The 18,363-nt window shown below is 56.7% G+C and carries 19 protein-coding genes; 13 read left to right on the top strand and 6 right to left on the bottom strand.

The features are described 5' to 3' along the window. The 3 genes from accD to ACVDG4_RS19650 all read left to right on the top strand — a co-directional run bounded on the left by accD (position 1) and on the right by ACVDG4_RS19650 (position 3,721). Entirely contained in the window at positions 1-966 is a 966-nt protein-coding gene (gene accD, locus ACVDG4_RS19640; RefSeq protein ID WP_447236363.1) for an acetyl-CoA carboxylase, carboxyltransferase subunit beta, read from the top strand. Between the two features lie 139 nt (positions 967-1,105). Then, positions 1,106-2,422 (top strand): bifunctional folylpolyglutamate synthase/dihydrofolate synthase, encoded by a 1,317-nt coding sequence (locus ACVDG4_RS19645; RefSeq protein WP_447236364.1) that lies wholly within the window; start codon positions 1,106-1,108, stop codon positions 2,420-2,422. 36 nt (positions 2,423-2,458) lie between these two features. Continuing rightward, positions 2,459-3,721 carry a hypothetical protein gene (locus tag ACVDG4_RS19650; RefSeq protein ID WP_447236365.1) on the top strand — a complete coding sequence of 421 codons (1,263 nt, stop codon included), beginning with the start codon at positions 2,459-2,461 and terminating at the stop codon, positions 3,719-3,721. A gap of 163 nt (positions 3,722-3,884) precedes the next feature. Here ACVDG4_RS19650 and ACVDG4_RS19655 read toward each other — a convergent pair whose 3' ends face one another. Both ACVDG4_RS19655 and ACVDG4_RS19660 read right to left on the bottom strand, forming a co-directional pair. Next, positions 3,885-4,802 (bottom strand): methylated-DNA--[protein]-cysteine S-methyltransferase, encoded by a 918-nt coding sequence (locus ACVDG4_RS19655; protein ID WP_447236366.1) that lies wholly within the window; start codon positions 4,800-4,802, stop codon positions 3,885-3,887. Positions 4,803-4,882: 80 nt separating this feature from the next. Beyond that, a complete protein-coding gene (locus ACVDG4_RS19660) occupies positions 4,883-5,344 on the bottom strand; it encodes an Lrp/AsnC family transcriptional regulator (protein ID WP_447236367.1) in 462 nt (153 codons plus the stop codon). A 136-nt stretch (positions 5,345-5,480) separates the two neighbouring features. On the opposite strand from ACVDG4_RS19660, the gene rocF reads away from it, so the two are divergent. Both rocF and ocd read left to right on the top strand, forming a co-directional pair. Then, positions 5,481-6,413, top strand: coding sequence for an arginase (rocF, locus tag ACVDG4_RS19665; protein ID WP_447236368.1), 933 nt, complete (start codon positions 5,481-5,483; stop codon positions 6,411-6,413). 7 nt (positions 6,414-6,420) lie between these two features. Further along, on the top strand, positions 6,421-7,509 hold the full coding sequence (gene ocd, locus ACVDG4_RS19670; RefSeq protein ID WP_447236369.1) for an ornithine cyclodeaminase: 1,089 nt from the start codon (positions 6,421-6,423) through the stop codon (positions 7,507-7,509). A gap of 105 nt (positions 7,510-7,614) precedes the next feature. On the opposite strand, the gene pyrF is transcribed toward ocd, so the two are convergent. After that, positions 7,615-8,340, bottom strand: coding sequence for an orotidine-5'-phosphate decarboxylase (gene pyrF / locus ACVDG4_RS19675; protein ID WP_447236370.1), 726 nt, complete (start codon positions 8,338-8,340; stop codon positions 7,615-7,617). A 244-nt stretch (positions 8,341-8,584) separates the two neighbouring features. On the opposite strand from pyrF, the gene hisB reads away from it, so the two are divergent. The 4 genes from hisB (at position 8,585) to ACVDG4_RS19695 (ending at position 10,939) form a co-directional block, all read left to right on the top strand. Next, positions 8,585-9,178, top strand: coding sequence for an imidazoleglycerol-phosphate dehydratase HisB (hisB, locus tag ACVDG4_RS19680; RefSeq protein WP_209176505.1), 594 nt, complete (start codon positions 8,585-8,587; stop codon positions 9,176-9,178). Positions 9,179-9,478: 300 nt separating this feature from the next. After that, positions 9,479-9,982 carry a DUF2628 domain-containing protein gene (locus ACVDG4_RS19685; RefSeq protein ID WP_447236371.1) on the top strand — a complete coding sequence of 168 codons (504 nt, stop codon included), beginning with the start codon at positions 9,479-9,481 and terminating at the stop codon, positions 9,980-9,982. Further along, a complete protein-coding gene (gene hisH / locus ACVDG4_RS19690) occupies positions 9,979-10,632 on the top strand; it encodes an imidazole glycerol phosphate synthase subunit HisH (RefSeq protein ID WP_447236372.1) in 654 nt (217 codons plus the stop codon). The genes ACVDG4_RS19685 and hisH overlap by 4 nt, the downstream gene beginning before the upstream one ends. Before the next feature lie 19 nt (positions 10,633-10,651). Beyond that, a complete protein-coding gene (locus ACVDG4_RS19695) occupies positions 10,652-10,939 on the top strand; it encodes a DUF1330 domain-containing protein (RefSeq protein WP_447236373.1) in 288 nt (95 codons plus the stop codon). Positions 10,940-10,987: 48 nt separating this feature from the next. On the opposite strand, the gene ACVDG4_RS19700 is transcribed toward ACVDG4_RS19695, so the two are convergent. After that, positions 10,988-11,269, bottom strand: coding sequence for a hypothetical protein (locus ACVDG4_RS19700; RefSeq protein ID WP_447236374.1), 282 nt, complete (start codon positions 11,267-11,269; stop codon positions 10,988-10,990). Between the two features lie 361 nt (positions 11,270-11,630). Between ACVDG4_RS19700 and hisA the strand changes: the two genes are divergently transcribed. The 4 genes from hisA to coaA are packed head-to-tail and all read left to right on the top strand — an operon-like array spanning position 11,631 to position 14,524. Beyond that, the gene (gene hisA, locus ACVDG4_RS19705) at positions 11,631-12,365 is read left to right on the top strand and encodes a 1-(5-phosphoribosyl)-5-[(5-phosphoribosylamino)methylideneamino]imidazole-4-carboxamide isomerase (protein WP_447236375.1); all 735 of its coding nucleotides are present in this window, start codon (positions 11,631-11,633) and stop codon (positions 12,363-12,365) included. A 4-nt stretch (positions 12,366-12,369) separates the two neighbouring features. Then, the gene (gene hisF, locus ACVDG4_RS19710; RefSeq protein ID WP_447236376.1) at positions 12,370-13,149 is read left to right on the top strand and encodes an imidazole glycerol phosphate synthase subunit HisF; all 780 of its coding nucleotides are present in this window, start codon (positions 12,370-12,372) and stop codon (positions 13,147-13,149) included. Between the two features lie 35 nt (positions 13,150-13,184). Continuing rightward, complete coding sequence (locus ACVDG4_RS19715; RefSeq protein ID WP_447236377.1) at positions 13,185-13,508, top strand: phosphoribosyl-ATP diphosphatase; 324 nt, start codon at positions 13,185-13,187, stop codon at positions 13,506-13,508. 50 nt (positions 13,509-13,558) lie between these two features. Then, on the top strand, positions 13,559-14,524 hold the full coding sequence (coaA, locus tag ACVDG4_RS19720; RefSeq protein ID WP_133952708.1) for a type I pantothenate kinase: 966 nt from the start codon (positions 13,559-13,561) through the stop codon (positions 14,522-14,524). A gap of 88 nt (positions 14,525-14,612) precedes the next feature. On the opposite strand, the gene ACVDG4_RS19725 is transcribed toward coaA, so the two are convergent. Continuing rightward, complete coding sequence (locus ACVDG4_RS19725) at positions 14,613-16,319, bottom strand: methyl-accepting chemotaxis protein (protein ID WP_447236378.1); 1,707 nt, start codon at positions 16,317-16,319, stop codon at positions 14,613-14,615. A gap of 166 nt (positions 16,320-16,485) precedes the next feature. Beyond that, a complete protein-coding gene (locus ACVDG4_RS19730; protein WP_447236379.1) occupies positions 16,486-18,288 on the bottom strand; it encodes a VHL beta domain-containing protein in 1,803 nt (600 codons plus the stop codon). Between the last annotated feature and the right edge of the window lie 75 nt (positions 18,289-18,363).

An 18,363-nucleotide genomic window follows, 5' to 3' on the forward strand; every position in this document is an offset into this window, starting at 1 on the left:
GTGAACTGGATCAACTCTATTGTGCGCCCAAAGATCAGCGGTCTTTGGAAGAAGCGCGAGGTTCCGGAAAATCTCTGGATCAAATGCCCTGAGACCGGTGAAATGGTTTTTCACCGCGATCTGGAAGCAAACCTTTGGGTCATTCCGAGCTCCGGCCACCATATGCGGATGCCGGCGCGAAAGCGGCTCGAGTCCCTTTTTGACGAGGGCAACTACACGCGCCTCGACGCCCCGGATGTCACCATCGATCCTTTGAAGTTCCGCGATAGCAAACGCTACACGGACCGCCTGAAGGACGCACGGGCGAAGACCGGCGAAGAAGAAGCGATCCATGTTGCCCAGGGCAAGGTCAACGGCATGGACATGACCGCCGCCATTCAGGACTTCGACTTTGTAGGCGGGTCCTTGGGCATGGCCGTTGGTGAGGCGATCCTCTCCGGCATGATGAAGGCCGTAGAAGCCAAAACACCCTTTGTCATGTTCACCGCATCCGGCGGAGCGCGCATGCAGGAAGGCATCCTGTCCTTGATGCAAATGCCGCGCACCACCGTCGGCATCCAGATGCTTCGCGAAGCCGGGCTTCCCTACATCGTTGTCCTCACCAACCCAACGACGGGCGGCGTTTCCGCGTCCTATGCGATGCTTGGCGATGTGCACATTGCAGAGCCCGGCGCGATGATCGGTTTTGCCGGCCGCCGGGTGATCGAACAAACCGTTCGCGAAAAGCTGCCGGACGATTTCCAGACAGCGGAGTACCTTCTCGATCATGGCATGGTCGACATGGTGGTACCGCGTCAGGAAATGAAGAACACCCTTGCGCGGGTCTGCGGGATCTTGATGAAACGCGAAGTCGAGTTGCCGGCAATGATCGCCGACGAGACCTCGACCGAAGCGGCTTCGGAGACCGAAGAGGCGACAACTTCAGACGCCCAAGAGCCGAAGAAACAGCCTGAAGTCGCTGAATAACCTACAGAGTTGACTGGCTTATGTCGGAAATCGACCAAGGTCGGTCAGTTCCGGGCGGTCATGGACCCTCTTGACCCGCTATCTCCAACAGGCGGGCAGAGCCGCCAATGGACACACATGGGACCCTCCGGAGGGCGCCTTGGATCAAATCACAAGAATTCTCGACCGCCTTCTGGCCTTGCATCCGAAAGAGATCGATCTGTCTCTCGGGCGCATGCACCGTTTGCTCGCAGCACTTGGATCACCTGAAAAGCGCTTGCCGCCGGTCATTCACATTGCCGGGACAAATGGCAAAGGTTCGGTGACCGCGACCCTGCGTGCAATTCTGGAAGCATCCGGAAAACGATGCCACGTCTATACTTCGCCCCATCTCGTCTCCTTCAACGAACGCATCCGGCTCGGAAATGACGGCAAGTTCGTCTCCGACCCGGAGCTCTTCGATGCGCTGCAACGCTGTGAGGAGGCCAATGGCGGCGAGGAAATCACCTTCTTTGAGATTACAACGGCCGCCGCTTTTCTGTTGTTTGCCGAACATCCGGCAGATGTCGTCTTGCTGGAGGTCGGCCTCGGCGGGCGTCTGGACGCTACCAATGTGATTGATGACCCGCTGGTCTCGGTCATAACGCCGGTATCGATGGATCATGAGAAGTTCCTGGGCGATGACCTCAGCGTCATTGCCGCCGAAAAAGCCGGCATAATCAAACCCGGACGCCCGGTTGTTTCAGCGGAACAGGATCCCGCGGCCCAAAAGGTTATTGAGCGCCAGGCAGCACGGTGCAGAGCAACCCTCAAGGTGTGTAGTCAGGATTTTGTCGCACACCCGGATCAGGGCCGCATGGCCTATCAGGACGACGATGGTCTTGTGGATCTCGCGCAGCCAATTCTCGGCGGCGGCCATCAATATGCCAATTCCGCTCTTGCTCTGGCCGCTCTTAAAGCCGCTAACCTTCTGCCCGATGTCACGTCCATCGATGCGGGATTGAAATCCGTGAATTGGCCAGGGCGTCTCCAACCGCTCACACATGGTCCGTTGGTGGACATGTGCCCGAAGGGATCAGAAATCTGGCTCGACGGTGGTCATAATCCGGGCGCTGGGGTGACTGTTGCTCAATTCATGGGAGAGCAGGAAGAGCGGGGACCGCGGCCGCTCTATCTGGTTGCCGGGATGCTGACAACGAAGGATCCTGTCGGCTTTTTCCGGCCGTTCGACGGACTTGTCCGTCATGTCGGAACGGTGCCGATCGCAACCACCAACACGGCGCGCACGCCGGAGGACCTTGCAGATCTCGCCCGTTGCGCCGGTCTTGAAGCGACCCCATTTCCATCCCTGGACGCGGCCCTTGCCGATGTGGCAGCTTGTGCCGCAAAAGATGGCGAACCACCGCGCATTTTGATTTGCGGTTCGCTTTACTTGGCAGGTGAGGCACTGGCCCGAAACAATATGGCGCCAGACTGACCTCACTCCTGACACTGGTACTCTGGAGGTTTGTTGATGATGGTTTCGGGTTTGGCATTCAAGCGATTGGCGGCGTGCGCACTCTTCACCGGATTGCTCACCGGACCAGCTCTGAGCCTGTCTGACCAATATGAAACCGCGCCAGAAGTGGCACCAGCCCAACTGCTTGACGGGAAAGAGGTTGGTCCGGGCTATGCCGTGCTGCCGCCGGTCAGAAGCACGGGCTTTCTGCACGACTATGAGCTGCAAGCCGATCAGGGCATCGAACAGTTCCGCGGCGATGGCCTTTTGAAAATGCGATTGTCGGAAATCAAGGCATTTGTCGCGCTGGAAAGCCTGAAGAATGACGCAAGCTTCCTGGACGGCCTGAAACAGTCTGCACAAAAACCCGTCGAGTTTGTCGAAAGCACCATTCAGGACCCGGTCGGCACGGCCAAAAGCACCGTTTCAGGTGTAGGCCGGGTTTTCAGCCGGCTGGGCAAGGGCGTAGAATCTGCCGTCACCGGACAGGGCGGGTCGGCCGCTGATATTGCCAAGTCCATCACAGGACAAGCGCAGGCGCGGCGCGAGCTGGCCGTTCAACTCGGCGTCGATCCTTATACCTTTGACAAGGCTTTGTCGGCAAAGCTCGATGAGACGGCGAGCGTTACGTCTGCCGGGAGCTGGACAGTGACTGCGATCACGGCACTCATTCCCGGCGGCGTCTTCGTCAATGCCACCCGGGCCGCGGAAGACTTCCGGAACGTGATCGTTGACAGCACCGAAAGCGAATTGCGCGAGCGGACGCTCGATACCTTCCGAAAGGCAGGTGTTTCGGAACGCAACATCATGAACATCGACGCCAATCCTCACTATACGGCCTCGGAAAAGGCCGTCATCGCCTACCAGATGGCGGCGATGTCAAGCGTTCAGGGGCTTGATCTGATTGCCGAAGACGCTGCTGGCGTGACAGACAGGGGACTTGCCTATTTCCAGCTGCGCCGGATCGTGCTTTTGGAAACCTACCATCGCAAGATTTCCGGCTTGGGTCAGATCCGGGACGTCGCGGGCACTTCGGTCGCGATGCGGCGCGACGGTATGGCCGCCATCGTCATGCCCTATGACACTCTTGCGTGGACAGAACTGGCTGCCAAAACATTTTCCGATCTGCAGGAAGGCTTGAACCGGTTGCCGTTCCCGCCAACAGGCGTCGATTTTCTAATCACAGGAACGGTGACCCAGATGGCAGCCGAACGCATGACCGCCTTTGGTTGGGAAATCACCGGAAATTATCCGATGCCGGAAGGCCCGGTTCACTAAACCGCACCCTGTTCTCTATTACCTCGGCAGAGCCTCCCCGGCCTTGAGCCGGGGTTACCTATTGAGGTCCCGGCGCAAGGCCGGGACAGCAACACAGGCCGTGTTCCCTCAAGAATGAATGATTGAGTTTACAAACGCGGTCGGGCACTTTGCAGCGTTTGGGTCAAACACACTCCAGAACCGGGCCTGACAAGCCAGTTTCCCAGCCCAAAATGGCACGTTTGCGGGTCAAGCCCCAGTGGTAGCCCCCGAGTTTGCCGCCTTTGGCCAAGACCCGGTGGCAGGGCACGACGAAGGAAATCGGATTGCGCCCCACAGCGGTCCCGACGGCCCGGGACGCTTTCGGTTTGCCAAGGCAGGCCGCAATATCGGAATAGGTGGTTGCCTTCCCCATCGGGATTTTCAAAAGGGTCTGCCAAACACGGATCTCAAAATCAGTCCCGATCATGACGATGTTGAGCGGTTGGTCTTCCTGCCACTTCTTTGGGTCAAACACCCGGCCTGCATATTTAGCTGTTGCTTCCGGATCGTTGTGGAAGCTTGCCGCCGGCCAGCGCTCGCACATATCGCTGAGCGCGCTGTCCTCTTCCCCGGGGTCCGCAAATCCGAGACCGGCCAGGCCCTTGTCAGTGGCCATGATCAGCACCTGGCCGAAGGGCGAGGGATGAAATCCGTAGGCGATGTTCAAACCGGCGCCGCGATTGCGGTAATCCCCCGGGGTCATCGCTTCATGGGTGACAAAGAGATCATGCAGCCGGGACGAGCCTGACAGGCCGACCTCATAGGAAGCATCCAAAACACTTGCCGTATCGCGCAGCAACGCCTTGGCGTGATCCAGCGTAATCGCCTGAAGAAACTGCTTTGGAGTGAGTCCTGCCCAGCGCGCAAACACCCGCTGCAACTGGATCGGCTGCAAACCCGCCTCCTTCGCCAACAATTCAAGGGTCGGCTGATCCCGCCAATCTTCGGTGATCCGTTTCAATGTTCGGCGGACAACTGCATAGTTTTCAGCCGCTTCCTCACCGACAGAGATCGGCTTGGGGTCAGACGCCAATTGTGAAAGGTCGAGTGCCTTGGTCATGTCAAAACCATCGTTTGCTGTAATTCGACCAGACTATATCTCCCGCGAGTAGGGACTTCGACCCGATTTGCGAGCCATTCTCACCCAAGCGCATCCTTGAAGTGATCGGCCGAGACAGCAGGGCCCTTTCGCGTGCTCAAAAGGATATTGGTTTCTGTTCCAGCAATCCCTTCAATCAGCCGGATGCGATGAAGGGCATCATCAAAAGCTTCCAGGTCTCTGGCGGCGATTTCCAGAACAAGGTCCCACTTGCCGTTCGTTGAGTGGATGGCGCGCACTTCGGTCATTGCCGCGAGTGCCTTGCTGACCGGATCAGTGTTTCGCCCATCAACATGAACAAGCGTCACGGCCCTGATCGGCAAATCCCGCCAATCATCTCTGAGAACTGCCGTGAAACCCAGGATTTCGCCGCTTTCAATCAGTCTTTCCATGCGGGAGCGAACGGTCGCCCGGGAAACTTTCAAATCGGTTGCCAAATCGGAAACCGACCTGCGACCATCGTGACGTAAAAGCGAGATCAAACGTGTATCAAGATTGTCCATTATATCATTCTGATAAATTATAGTTTTCAAAATGATAGATCTCAGCACTATTTTGATCAAGTCTCGGGATTTACTCCACCGCGTCACATCCGCACTCTTGCCCGAATAATTGTCATGGGCGCAGGGGCGGAAAACCTTGAAGCAGAATATCGTTCTTGTCGGAGCTCCGGTCGAAGAAGGCACCGGGCGGCGTGGCTGCCTCATGGGCCCTGATGCCTACCGGACGGCGGGACTTGCCAAGACCCTTAAAGCCCTTGGCCATCACGTCCGCGATGACGGCAATCTCCAACCGGAAACGGTGGATGATGTCCGACCTCCCAATGGGACCGTGAAGAATTTTGGCGCTTATGCCGGCTGGACCCGGTCACTCTTCAAGAAGGCCTCCGACCTCGGAACCGGTGACAGTTTTCCGATCTATCTTGGCGGTGACCATTCCCTGGCCGCCGGAACCGTGGCCGGGCAGGCAAAGGCTGCTGCTGACAAGGGCCGACCCCTGTTTGTGCTCTGGCTCGACGCCCACTCGGACTTCCATACGCTGGAGAGCACGGACAGCGGCAATCTGCATGGAACACCGCTTGCGTTCGCTTGTGGCTTGCCGGGATTTGATGCCGTGCTTGGCGTGCCCTTGACCCACCCGGTTTCGGCAGACCGGGTGGAAATCATGGGCGTGCGGTCCATTGATGAGGCTGAGCGAGACTTTCTTGTCCGGCATGGCGCAGGTGTTTCCGATATGCGCCGGATTGACGAAGAGGGGATCGGCAAACTCCTTCACCCATTCCTGGAACGCGTACGCGCCGAAAATGGTCTGCTGCACGTAAGCCTCGATGTGGATTTCCTGGATCCGGACATTGCGCCAGCCGTCGGCACCACCGTTCCGGGTGGGGCGACATTCCGTGAAGCGCACCTGGTCATGGAAATGCTGCACGACAGCGGCCTCGTGACATCCCTCGACCTCGTTGAACTCAACCCCTTTTTGGATGACCGCGGCAAGACCGCCCGCTTGATGGTCGATCTGACCGGCAGCTTGTTCGGCCGCCGCGTCTTCGACCGTCCGACACGCAGCTATTGAGGACCCTATGACTGAGACCCTTCACAACCCGAACCCGTCCGACCTGGCTTACGTGCCTTTTGTCAGTGTCGACAACATGATGCGCAACGTCCGGGCCATTGGTGCCGAGACTTTCATGCGCGGCATCGCCGAGTATATCGAGCAGGATTTCCGCCGTTGGGAAAGCTTCGACAAGAAACCGCGTATTCCGGCGCATGCACCGCAAGGCGTGATCGAGTTGATGCCCGCGAGCGATGATGAGTATTTCGGCTTCAAATACGTCAACGGGCACCCGGGCAACACATGCACCGGCATGCAGACGGTTACAGGCTTCGGCGTCTTGTCGCACATGTCGACCGGCTATCCGGTGCTGTTTACGGAAATGACGATCCTGACCGCGCTGCGGACAGCCGCCAATTCTGCGCTTGCGGCAAAATATCTGGCGCCAAAGAACTCAAAAACCATGGCGATCATCGGAAATGGCGCACAGTCTGATTTCCAGTGTCTGGCTTTCAAGGACATGCTCGGCATCACCGATATCCGCGCCTATGACATTGAACCGGCGGCCAGTTTGCGCTTGGCGCGAAACCTCGCGCACTCCGGACTGAATGTGACGATCTGCAAAACGCCGGAAGACGCCATTGAAGGCGCTGAAATCATCACAACCGTAACCGCCGACAAACGCTATGCCACGATCCTAACCGACAACATGGTGGGGTCTGGCGTCCATATCAATGCGATTGGCGGCGACTGCCCCGGCAAGACCGAACTGCACAAGGACATCCTGCTCCGGTCCGATATCTTCGTGGAACTGCCCGAACAAACCCGCGAAGAGGGCGAACTCCAACAGCTCGATGCCGATCATCCGGTGACAGAACTCTGGAAGGTCTATTCAGGCCAAGCGGAGGGCAGAACCTCTGATACTCAGATCACATTGTTCGACAGTGTCGGCTTTGCCATCGAGGACTTTTCCGCCCTTCGGTATGTCAACGATATGCTGCCGAGCACCGGTCACTTCGAAAAACTGGATCTTCTCGCAGACCCCGACGACCCGCGCGATCTCTACGGTATGGTTCTGCGCTCAGATGCCAGCAATGGCGACGATAGGGCGGCCTAACAAAACTTCGAATATGGCCATGCTGCTAGGAGATAAAACGTTAGGGAGCCTTGGGCCAAGCCCACTGCTGTCCGGCTAAGGTTTCGGGCTCCTTTGCATCTCATCTCAAAGCGCCGAAGAAATTTCCTCAACGACGGCTTCGGCGGCGGCTCTCGGGTTATCTGCCTTTGAAATCGGGCGGCCAATGACGAGATAATCGCTGCCAGCCTTGATCGCGTTGGCGGGTGTCATCACCCGGCGTTGATCTCCCGCAGCGCTGCCCGCTGGCCGGATCCCCGGGGTGACAATGACCAGCTCATCGCCGAGAGCCTTGCGCATATCTGCCGATTCTGTCGGCGCGCACACAATCCCGCCCATTCCGGCAAGCTTGGCATCCTTTGCCCGCGCCTCGACAACGCTCGCAATCGGGCCGGTGTATCCGGCGGCAACCAGATCGGTTTCATCCATGGAGGTCAGAACCGTCACGCCAAGAATACACAGATCCGGATTGCCTTCTTCCGCCAGACCCTTCAGCGCAGCGCGCATGGTTTTTGGATAGGCATGCACGGTCATGAAAGTCATGCCCATCTTGGCGACATTGCGCACCGCTTTGGTGATTGTGTTGTCGATATCGTGGAGTTTCACGTCCAGAAAGACTTTATGGCCGCTCTCGGCAAGCTCACGGGCAAACTCGAGACCGCCGGCAAACTGCAGTTCCATGCCGATCTTGTAGACACCGACCGTACCTTCCGTCTGTTTGACCAGCGTCTCCGCCTCAGCGACGGTCGGAACATCCAGCGGCAGCATCAAGCGCTCGAGCGCTGTTTTCGGGGCAAAGCGGCTTGTCGGCATTGGGAACTCCTCGAGGCGAATTTGCCCGTTCCTAACACCAAGGATATCGCCGCACTACCGAATATCGCGGCCCCTCTGTGAGCTCGGCTCACAAACGATGTCACAAACAGGCGACACGGATCCACTTTCCGGCGGCGGACAAATGAAGCAAATGGTCTTGTTTTCAGCTATTTTCTTAAGTGGTTCAGGCTGCTACAACTGCGCCGCCGGTCAGCTTTGACGGCTTAAAAGGAGATTGCCCTTCATGCGCACAGCGAGCGTATCGCGCGACACCAAGGAAACCAAAATTTCGGTCGAGATCAATCTGGACGGAACGGGCGCCTATGACGTCCAGACCGGTGTCGGGTTCTTTGACCATATGCTGGAACAACTGGCGCGCCATTCGCTGATCGACATCAAGGTCCGGGCGGACGGCGACACGCATATCGATTTTCACCACACGGTCGAAGATACCGGCATTGCCCTCGGTCAGGCTCTATCCAAGGCAATCGGAGACATGGCCGGAATTACGCGGTATGCGGATACGCATCTAGCCATGGACGAGGCCCTGACACGCTGCGCGCTGGATGTGTCCGGACGCCCTTTCCTTGTCTGGGACGTAACCTTTGACCGCGACAAGGTCGGCGACTTCGACACGGAGCTGTTCGAAGAATTCTTCCGCGCATTTGCCATGAACGGCGGTCTAACGCTTCATATCGCCAATCTCTACGGATCAAACTGTCACCATATCGCCGAAACCTGCTTCAAGGCCGTGGCCCGGACGCTGCGCAAGGCAATTGAGATCGACCCGCGTCAGGCCGACCGCGTGCCGACCACAAAGGGTCAGCTCGGCGGTTGAGGCTAGTGGATCGAATTTGACATTTGAATCCCTTTTGCGGGCCGGCTCTTCTTCAAATGTCAAATTCAAAAAGATCCACTAGAAACTTATATTTAGCTAGTGGTTTTCGTGACCCCAACATTTGCTATAGGAGCATGTTGCACGGGGATGCAAATGTTGGAGTCAAACCACTGGAGCATTGGGCGTTTTGATTGAAACGCCCAAAGACGCTCGACCACTTAAAAGCGATCAGCTTTGGGCGTAAAATCGATTCTGATTTAACGCCCGCTGATCTAGCAACTTCGAAGAACGGATCGGCACATGACCAGTTACGTCGTGATGGCACCGCCCGAATTTGAATCGCTGAATGGCGACCCGGAAATCACCGGCCGGATGCAATTCGTGCCGGACAAGTTTTCGCCGCTTGCCTTCCTGTTTTCCATTCCGTGGATCCTTTATCATCGGATGTGGCTGGTGTTGCTTGGCTATCTGGCGGTCACCCTGGTCATTGAGATCGCCGCGCTCTCCTTGGGCGGCGCTGCCATGGGCATCGCAGCCTTTGCGATTGCCATTCTCTTCGGGTTTGAGGCCCAGGCGCTGCGCTGCTGGTCCTTGGAGCGTAAGGGGTGGCAAATGGTCGGTGTTGCCGAAGGGAACGGCCGGGAAGAAGCTGAAATCCGGTTCTTCGCCAATCGCATGAACAAAGAACAGACCCCAATTACAAGAGACCAGCAGACCACGCGGCCCGCGACCAATCCGATCATCCCAAGGATCGGAAGCGAGCAGGTTGTCGGTCTGACCCTTGGTCCGGAGACCCGTCAATGACAATTGCGATCATCGATTACGGTTCGGGCAATTTGCGCTCGGCCGAAAAGGCGTTCGAGCGCGCGGCCCGAGCTCATGCCCATGTTCCCGACGTGATCGTCACCGCTGATCCTGACAGGGTGCGCAAGGCAGATCGGATCGTGCTGCCCGGTGTCGGAGCGTTCGCCGACTGTAAACGCGGCCTTTGGGCGGTTGACGGCATGCCGGACGCCCTTGAAGAGGCCGTTCACAAACAGGGCAAGCCGTTTTTTGGGATCTGCGTCGGCATGCAGTTGATGGCAAGCCGCGGCCTGGAATTTGAAACAATAGACGGTTTCGACTGGATCTCGGGCGACGTCACCGAGATGAAACCGGCCGATCAGACCCTCAAAATCCCGCACATGGGCTGGAACACTATTGATGTGAAGCCGGAAAGCCATCCCGTCTTCAAGGGAATCGAAACGGGATCAAACGGACTGCACGCCTATTTCGTGCACTCATATCATTTTTCCTGCGCCAACCACGCGGACCGGCTAGCCACATTTGATTACGCCGGCGCGTTCACGGCAATGGTTGCCAGAGACAATATGATCGGAACACAGTTCCACCCGGAAAAAAGCCAGCGCCTCGGTCTTGAGCTGATCGCGAATTTTCTGGACTGGACACCTTAAACAAGACGGGGAGAGAACAATGGCCAAGGGATATTGGGTTGCACGGGTCGACGTACGGGATCCGGATGGCTATCCGGCTTATGTAGAGACGGCAAAGCCGGCGTTTGAACGGTTCGGCGCGAATTTCCTCGCCCGCGGCGGCAAAACCGACGCCATCGAAGGCCAGGGCCGCGCCCGGAACGTCATTATTGAATTTCCGAGCTTCCAACACGCGGTCGATTGCTATAACTCGCCGGAATATCAGGAAGCGGTCAAAATCCGCCAGAAAGTAGCAGATGGCGAGATTGTCATCGTGGAAGGCGTTTGATGAGCTACAAAATAGAGGCAGCCACTGAAGGCTGCCTCTAAACTTAGCTTATCCAAAGAAATCTAACTGTTTGCTATCCCCTCTTGGCACCATTTTGAACTTTGGCTTCAAGAAAGATGGGTCTGTTTCTTTTGCGATTTCTGGATATTTGTCGGCTAGTATTTCGTAGGCTTGTGATCTCGCATTTGGATACGCTTCTCCACGCCAGACCTCATACCAACGTCTTGGATCAACATCATATTTTGAACTAAGATCACGTACCTTAGCTCCTAACCATCGCTCTATCGTTCCGTTGATCGCTTCCTGTTCAGTTAGTCGTCCATTTGCCATTTTTAGCTCCATAAATTTGGAGCTTCGGCGCCGTTCAAATCGCGTTGCCGGAGTTGACGGATTCTTACGAATATGGTTCCGTTAACTCGCATTCCAATGCACACATACCCAATGCGCTGAAGCATTTTGGGTAAGAAGAGCCGGGGGCCGAATCCCGGCTCTTCTTTTTGAACTTATTGATTAATACCGTTTCTCAATATTGCTGGTAACCGTCGTTGTTTAACCGGTACCCAGGAATTTTCTTGTGAACGCTGCGCAATTTCGTTATTGCCACAAGAAAATCATGAACTTAAGTAGCTGGCCTTACTAGATCGCATGCTGTGGATAATTGGGTCTCTGCTTCGCAATTATGGTGAAAAAGTTGATTCTCTTTCCCGCTATCGACCTGAAAGACGGCCAGTGCGTGCGCCTCAAGCTCGGCGACATGGATCAGGCGACCGTGTTCAACGACGACCCGGGCGCTCAGGCCAAGGCCTTCGAGGACCAGGGGTTCGAGTGGCTGCACGTTGTCGATCTGAACGGTGCCTTTGCCGGTGAAAGCGTCAATGGTGCTGCGGTCGATGCCATTCTGGGGTCAACGAAAAACCCGGTTCAGCTGGGCGGCGGGATCCGGACCCTGGGCCACATCGAAGCCTGGCTGGAGAAGGGTATCTCGCGGGTCATTCTCGGTACGGTCGCCGTGCGCGACCCGAATTTGGTGAAGGAAGCCTGCAAAAAATTTCCGGGCAAGGTTGCCGTCGGCATTGATGCCAAGGGTGGCTATGTCGCGGTCGAGGGCTGGGCTGAAACATCTGAACTGACCGCCGTTGATCTCGCCAAGCAGTTCGAAGATGCCGGTGTTTCTGCGATCATCTACACGGACATCGACCGGGACGGCATCTTGAAAGGCCTCAACATACCGTCGACCCTGGAGCTTGCAAAAGCCGTCTCGATTCCAGTTATCGCCTCTGGCGGCCTTGCATCGATCGACGACATTCACCGTCTTTTGGAACCGGATTGCGCCATTCTGGAAGGAGCAATTTCCGGCCGCGCACTCTATGACGGCCGCCTCGATCCCAAGGAAGCGATGGATCTGATCCGCGCCAGCCGGAGCTAAAATCATGACCCTCAAATCCCGTGTCATTCCCTGCCTGGACGTGAAAGACGGCCGTGTCGTCAAGGGCGTCAATTTCGTGGATCTCGTCGATGCCGGAGACCCAGTGGAAGCGGCCAAGGCCTATGATTCAGCCGGAGCAGACGAACTCTGCTTTCTGGACATCACCGCCAGCCATGAAGGCCGGGACACGATCTATGATGTGGTTCGCCGGACCGCTGAAGCCTGTTTCATGCCAGTGACGGTCGGCGGCGGGGTGCGCACCGTGGAAGACATTCGCAAGCTCTTGATCGCCGGAGCGGACAAGGTGTCTATCAACACGGCTGCGGTCAAAAATCCGGAGTTCGTAAAGGAAGCCGCCGAGAAATTTGGCGCTCAGTGCATCGTCGTCTCGATTGACGCAAAGCAGGTCAATGAACCCGGCGCGCCGGACAAGTTCGAGATCTTCACCCACGGCGGGCGCACACCGACCGGAATCGATGCCATCAAGTTTGCCAAGAAAGTGGTTGCCCTCGGCGCAGGCGAGCTGCTGGTCACCTCGATGGACCGCGACGGTACCAAGTCCGGCTACAATCTGGCGCTGACCCGAGCGATCGCCGACGCTGTCCCTGTGCCGGTGATTGCCTCCGGCGGTGTCGGTACCCTGGATCACATGGTGGAGGGCATCCGGGACGGTCACGCGACCGCAGTGCTTGCTGCATCCATTTTCCATTTCGGCGAATTCACGATCCACGAAGCCAAACAGCACATGACGGATGCCGGAATAGCTATGCGGATGGACGGCTGATTGCCGCGTTTGAGCTGCCGCAAGGACATAGACCAATGACGAAGTTCACACTGGAAGACCTCGACGCCATTATTGCGGCGCGCGCGCAGAGCTCGGATGAGATGTCCTATACGCGCAAGCTGATCGGTAAGGGCGTTGCCAAATGCGCTCAAAAACTGGGGGAAGAAGCAGTGGAGACGGCGATTGCGGCCGTCCAGAAAGACCGGAAGGAACTGACGTCGGAAGCTGCAGATCTTCTCTATCATCTGCTGGTGGTTCTGAATGTCTTAAATGTTCCGCTGGATGATGTCATGGCAGAGCTTGCCGGGCGCACAGGACAAACCGGTCTTGAAGAAAAAGCATCCCGCCAACAGGAATAAATCCTGATAGGCTGATGTCGGCTGGCCACTGCAGCAGGGACGAAGGCACCATGGATCAGAAAGTCGCGACAGCGCTCGACATGGATTTGTCACCCTACAGGGTGTTTACCGAACGCCAGTGGTCTCGGCTGCGGGCCGATACGCCGATGACCCTGACCGCGAAGGAAGTCGCCCAGCTCCAGGGTCTGAACGCGCCGGTCTCCATGGAGCAAGTGGAAGCGATTTATCTGCCGCTTTCGCGCCTTTTGGCCTTTTACGCTGAATCGACCGTTGGTCTGCACCAGGCAACCCAGGACTTTCTCGGCACGCGGGATGGCAAAACCCCGTTTATCATCGGCGTCGCAGGCTCCGTATCGGTCGGAAAATCGACCACGAGCCGTGTCCTTCGGGAGCTTCTGGCGCGCTGGCCAGCCAGTCCGAAAGTCGATTTGATCACAACGGACGGATTTCTCTTCCCGAATGCCATTTTGGAATCCGAAGGCCTGATGTCCAAAAAAGGGTTTCCGGAAAGCTTTGACCGGCCCCGTCTTCTGAAATTCCTGTCCGACATAAAGGCCGGAAAGCGGCATGTTCGCGCACCTGTTTATTCGCACTTCTACTACGATGTGATGCCCGGTCACACAGTGACCGTCGACAAACCGGACATTTTGATCGTCGAGGGGCTGAACGTCTTGCAGACGCGCGAACTGCCACGGGACGGGCGGGCGGTTCCGTTCGTCTCGGATTTCTTTGATTTCTCCGTCTATATGGACGCGGACGAAGAACTGTTGCGGCAATGGTACGTCGATCGCTTCATGCGCCTGAGGGAAACGGCCTTCCGCGATCCGGGATCCTATTTCCATAAGTTTTCGCGCATCACAGACAAAGAAGCCGTGGAGACTGCAAACACGATCTGGTCGAACATCAACCTGGTAAACCTTCGGGAAAACATCCTGCCGACCCGGCCACGCGCCGACTTGATCCTGACTAAGAACGCCAGCCACCGGATATCCAAAGTCGCCCTGCGCAAAATCTGATCGACGAGTTATTCGAACTACGACGCTCAAAAGAAAACCCGCGAAGCAGATGCTCCGCGGGTTTTTCTGAATTGCAGTTCGCTTGGACTTAAGCGGCGGAGCGCTTGCGGACTTCGCTCAAGAACGTCGCAACCTGATCCCGCAACATACTGGCGTTTTGTTCAAGCTGCTGCGCAGAAGACTCCACGTTGCCTGCAGTGTCACGGGTATTCTCCGCGGCAGAGGCGACCGATTCAATGCTGGTCGTCACTTCTACAGTGCTGCGGGAGGCTTCCGTTGCATTGGTCGCGATTTCCTGGGTCGCAGCGCCCTGCTCTTCGACAGACGAGGCGATGGACGAGGCGATCTCGTTCATGTTGTTGATGATCTCAGTAACAGAAGAGATCGCGGTTGCCGCATGGCCAGTCTCATCCTGAATTGCGGTGATCTGGCTTGAGATTTCCTCAGTCGCCTTGGAAGTTTGAGTTGCAAGCTCCTTCACCTCGGCTGCAACAACGGCAAAGCCTTTGCCCGCTTCACCCGCGCGCGCTGCCTCAATCGTTGCGTTCAACGCGAGCAAGTTGGTCTGTTCGGCAATCGCTTGGATGAGGGTGACGACTTCACCGATGCGGCCCGCTGCTTCCGACAAACCATTCATGCGCTGGTTGGTGGCTGCAGCCTCATTGGCTGCCTTGGCCGCAATCTCACTGGACGACTGCACCTGACGGCGGATCTCGTTGACCGATGCGGACAACTCTTCAGCCGCTGCGGCCACAGTTTCCACGTTGTGTGCAGCTTGAGACGATGCATTCGACACAAACCCACTCTGTTCAGTGGTTTGGGCGGCAACACCAGTCATGTCCGCAGAAGCAGACTGCAGTCTTTGAACGGATGAATCGATGATGTTCATCATGTCGGTGATCTGACGATCAAATTCTGCGCTGAGCTGCTGAATTTCAGCCCCTTTGCGAGCGGCCTCTTCCTGGATGACATCCTGCTGGGTTTCCAGGTCGCGCCGGGCCGCTTCGTTTCTAACGAAGACTTCCATCGCCGAGGCCATCTGGCCGATTTCGTCACCACGATCTGCGCCTTCAATAACAACGTCAACTTCACCATCTGCAAGGCGGTTCATATTTCCGGTGAGCTTAGTGAGCGGAACGACTGTTGCACGCACGGCAAAGATGGCAATGCCCATTGCGATGAGCGCACCAACCACAGCCAATGCGATGATCACGGTGGCAGCGCTCCAATAGGCTGCGTCCAGATCATCCATGTAAACACCAGTGCCGAGCATCCAGCCCCAGGGCTCAAATCCAGCACCCCAGCCATACTTGGCAATCGCGACTTCGCTGTTTGCGCGCGGCCAGAAGTAGAGCAGAGACCCACCGCCAGCTTTCGCGGATTTGATCAGTTCAGCGACGATCTTCACACCCGTCTTGTCGGTGAAGCCCATCATGTTTGTGCCGATCAACGACGTTTTTGGGTGAACAAGGTTGTTGCCTGCATAGTCATAAACGAAGACATAGTTGTCGCCTTCAAACCGCATGGCACCGATAGCAGCCTTCGCGGCGGCCTGAGCATCTTCCTTGCTCATCGCGCCGGACGCTTCCTGCTCCTGGTAGTAGGCAGCGATCGTTGCTGCGCTGTTGGAAATGTCTTCAATCTTCGCGAGCTTCTGATCAAACATAGCCGAATAAAGGCTGTTCAAGCTGATGACACAGATCGCAATTGTGAAAAGAAGAATGGTGGCGATCGGTAGACTGATCTTCCAGGTGATTGGCCAGCGGGCGAATGACATTTCCGGTGATTCCCTCATTTAACTCCTGAGGAAAAGAAACACCGAACTGCTGACCAAAGGCTTAAAAGTTACGCGTTTTTGCAAATAAATAGGGCATTCAATGGTAGATTGACGTACCTGACATGCAGTTACTGCTCAACATCTACCATTGATTGCTTATATTATTACCACACCTTGTCAGTAATCACCGTCTGGCGCAAAAGACATCCCGCAATCCTGGCCGTGACCAGCTGGCGTTCTGAAGCTGACCTTTTAGCACGTGCCCCTGGGCCTCGAAATAGAATGTATTTGCTCCGCCCTGACGTTGAAGGGTCACAGCGCCATACCCCATTTCGGCAACCGTTGCCGTCTGACCATCCGGCGAAAAAACAACATTGAGATCAATGCCAGCCGTGCACAAATAGTCCGCTACGTTGCCCCGCGCCGCCTGCTGCGGATAGGCCTGCGGAGAATTCAAACCGCCGACGCTTCCCGGGGGAACCGGACCACCCGGCAATTGCCCTGGTTGACCACCGAACGTGTTTCCGAAGCCGCCAGGCACGGAGCCAGGAGCCCCTTGAACGACCACCTCGCGATAGGGTGTCCGGCTCACATAGATACCTCTGCATTGACCGTTGGCACCGCGCACGGTCCAAGCGTGGGAGACGTAGGTTTGCTGTTCCAGGATCTGCCCCGGCTCGAGGCGGGCATAGGGACGCTCACCGCCACGATAGTCGACCCAGTTCACCTCAATCACTTCTGCGCTTGAATTCCGGAAGATGATTTCGCCCGGCCTTTCAGCCTCTACAGAGCGGACACGGCCGAGTTCAGAACATGCGAGATCCGAACTCGGATCCTGACCCGGTGCAAGCCCGTTGTCGGACACGATCTGCTGCGGAACCGCACATGTTGCGACGAACAAGCGGACAGGGTTCGCGCTTCCTCTTAAGGACACTTTGTAAGGCGGCAACCCTTCAACGGTGATCGACAGTTCCGATTGCTGGATCAACGCCTGCCACAAGGGATCAGTCATCTCCAGAGTCACTTGCGGGAGCGATACACCGGCTTCATTGGCATTGGAGGACCCGAACGCGCTGTAGCTTGCGGAAAAATCACCGGCAACCAGCGAGACCGTCTGCGGCATGCCTTCAATCAATCCGGCCGGGGCTTGCTGAAATGTCACCGCAGCAAAGCCGGATTGCGTGCTGCATTGCGCCCGGAAGTCCCGGTCATCGGTTTGCGGCACTGAGTGCTGAAGAACAGAAAGTGCCCCGGGTTGGCTGCCCGGCTCGGCGATCCACTCTCGTGCTTCAGATGGGGTCACAAGCACGGCCTGGGTATTGGCTTGTCCCGAATTGCCGGTCTGGTTCAGCCGGTCTTGCACCAGATTTTCCAAGCCGCCCGGCAAAGCCGCGGTATCTGTCTGCCCGTCCGGCACCGAGATTGGCGTTTCAACTTGTTCCAGTGGCTCCAGACCACCAGCCAACGGTTCCAGGGACCCGGACGGACCCGTATCCACCGCCGACAGATCAACCGGATCCGGGGATCCAGTGTTCTGGTTCGACTGAGGTGTTTCAGACGTCGCTGTAATTTGCTGCTCAGGCGCACTGGTACTTGGTCCCGCTGCCACACCGGATCCCGCGCCGACAACGCGTGCGACGGCACCCGGCTTTTCGTTGCTTGTCACATCGACAAGCAAAGTGTTTCCGCTACAGATATTGGCATCCCTGTGCAGAACCCGGCTGTTTTCGAGCGTGATTTCAAGTTTGATATCGCACGGAGGCAACGTGTTGCTGCTGCCGATCGTGTCAATCACGACACCCTTGTCGTCTCTATTGATAATCGGCCGGTAGCGCTTGTTGAGGGTAACGGACCGGATCCCTGGCTCAGCCGGCTCCACATTGATACGCAAGGTCTCCGGAGCGGATTGTGCGTTTACGCCTTCGATCGCGCTGAGCGCTCCAAGACCAATAAAGGCCATGAGACCTGTGCGGAACAAAATTGACATATCAGTCCTGGCAGCCGAGCGCCGCATTGGCGATCTCCATGAGAGCGCGATGGGATAATCAGTTGCGATTACTTA

Source organism: Roseibium sp. MB-4 (assembly GCF_053005265.1).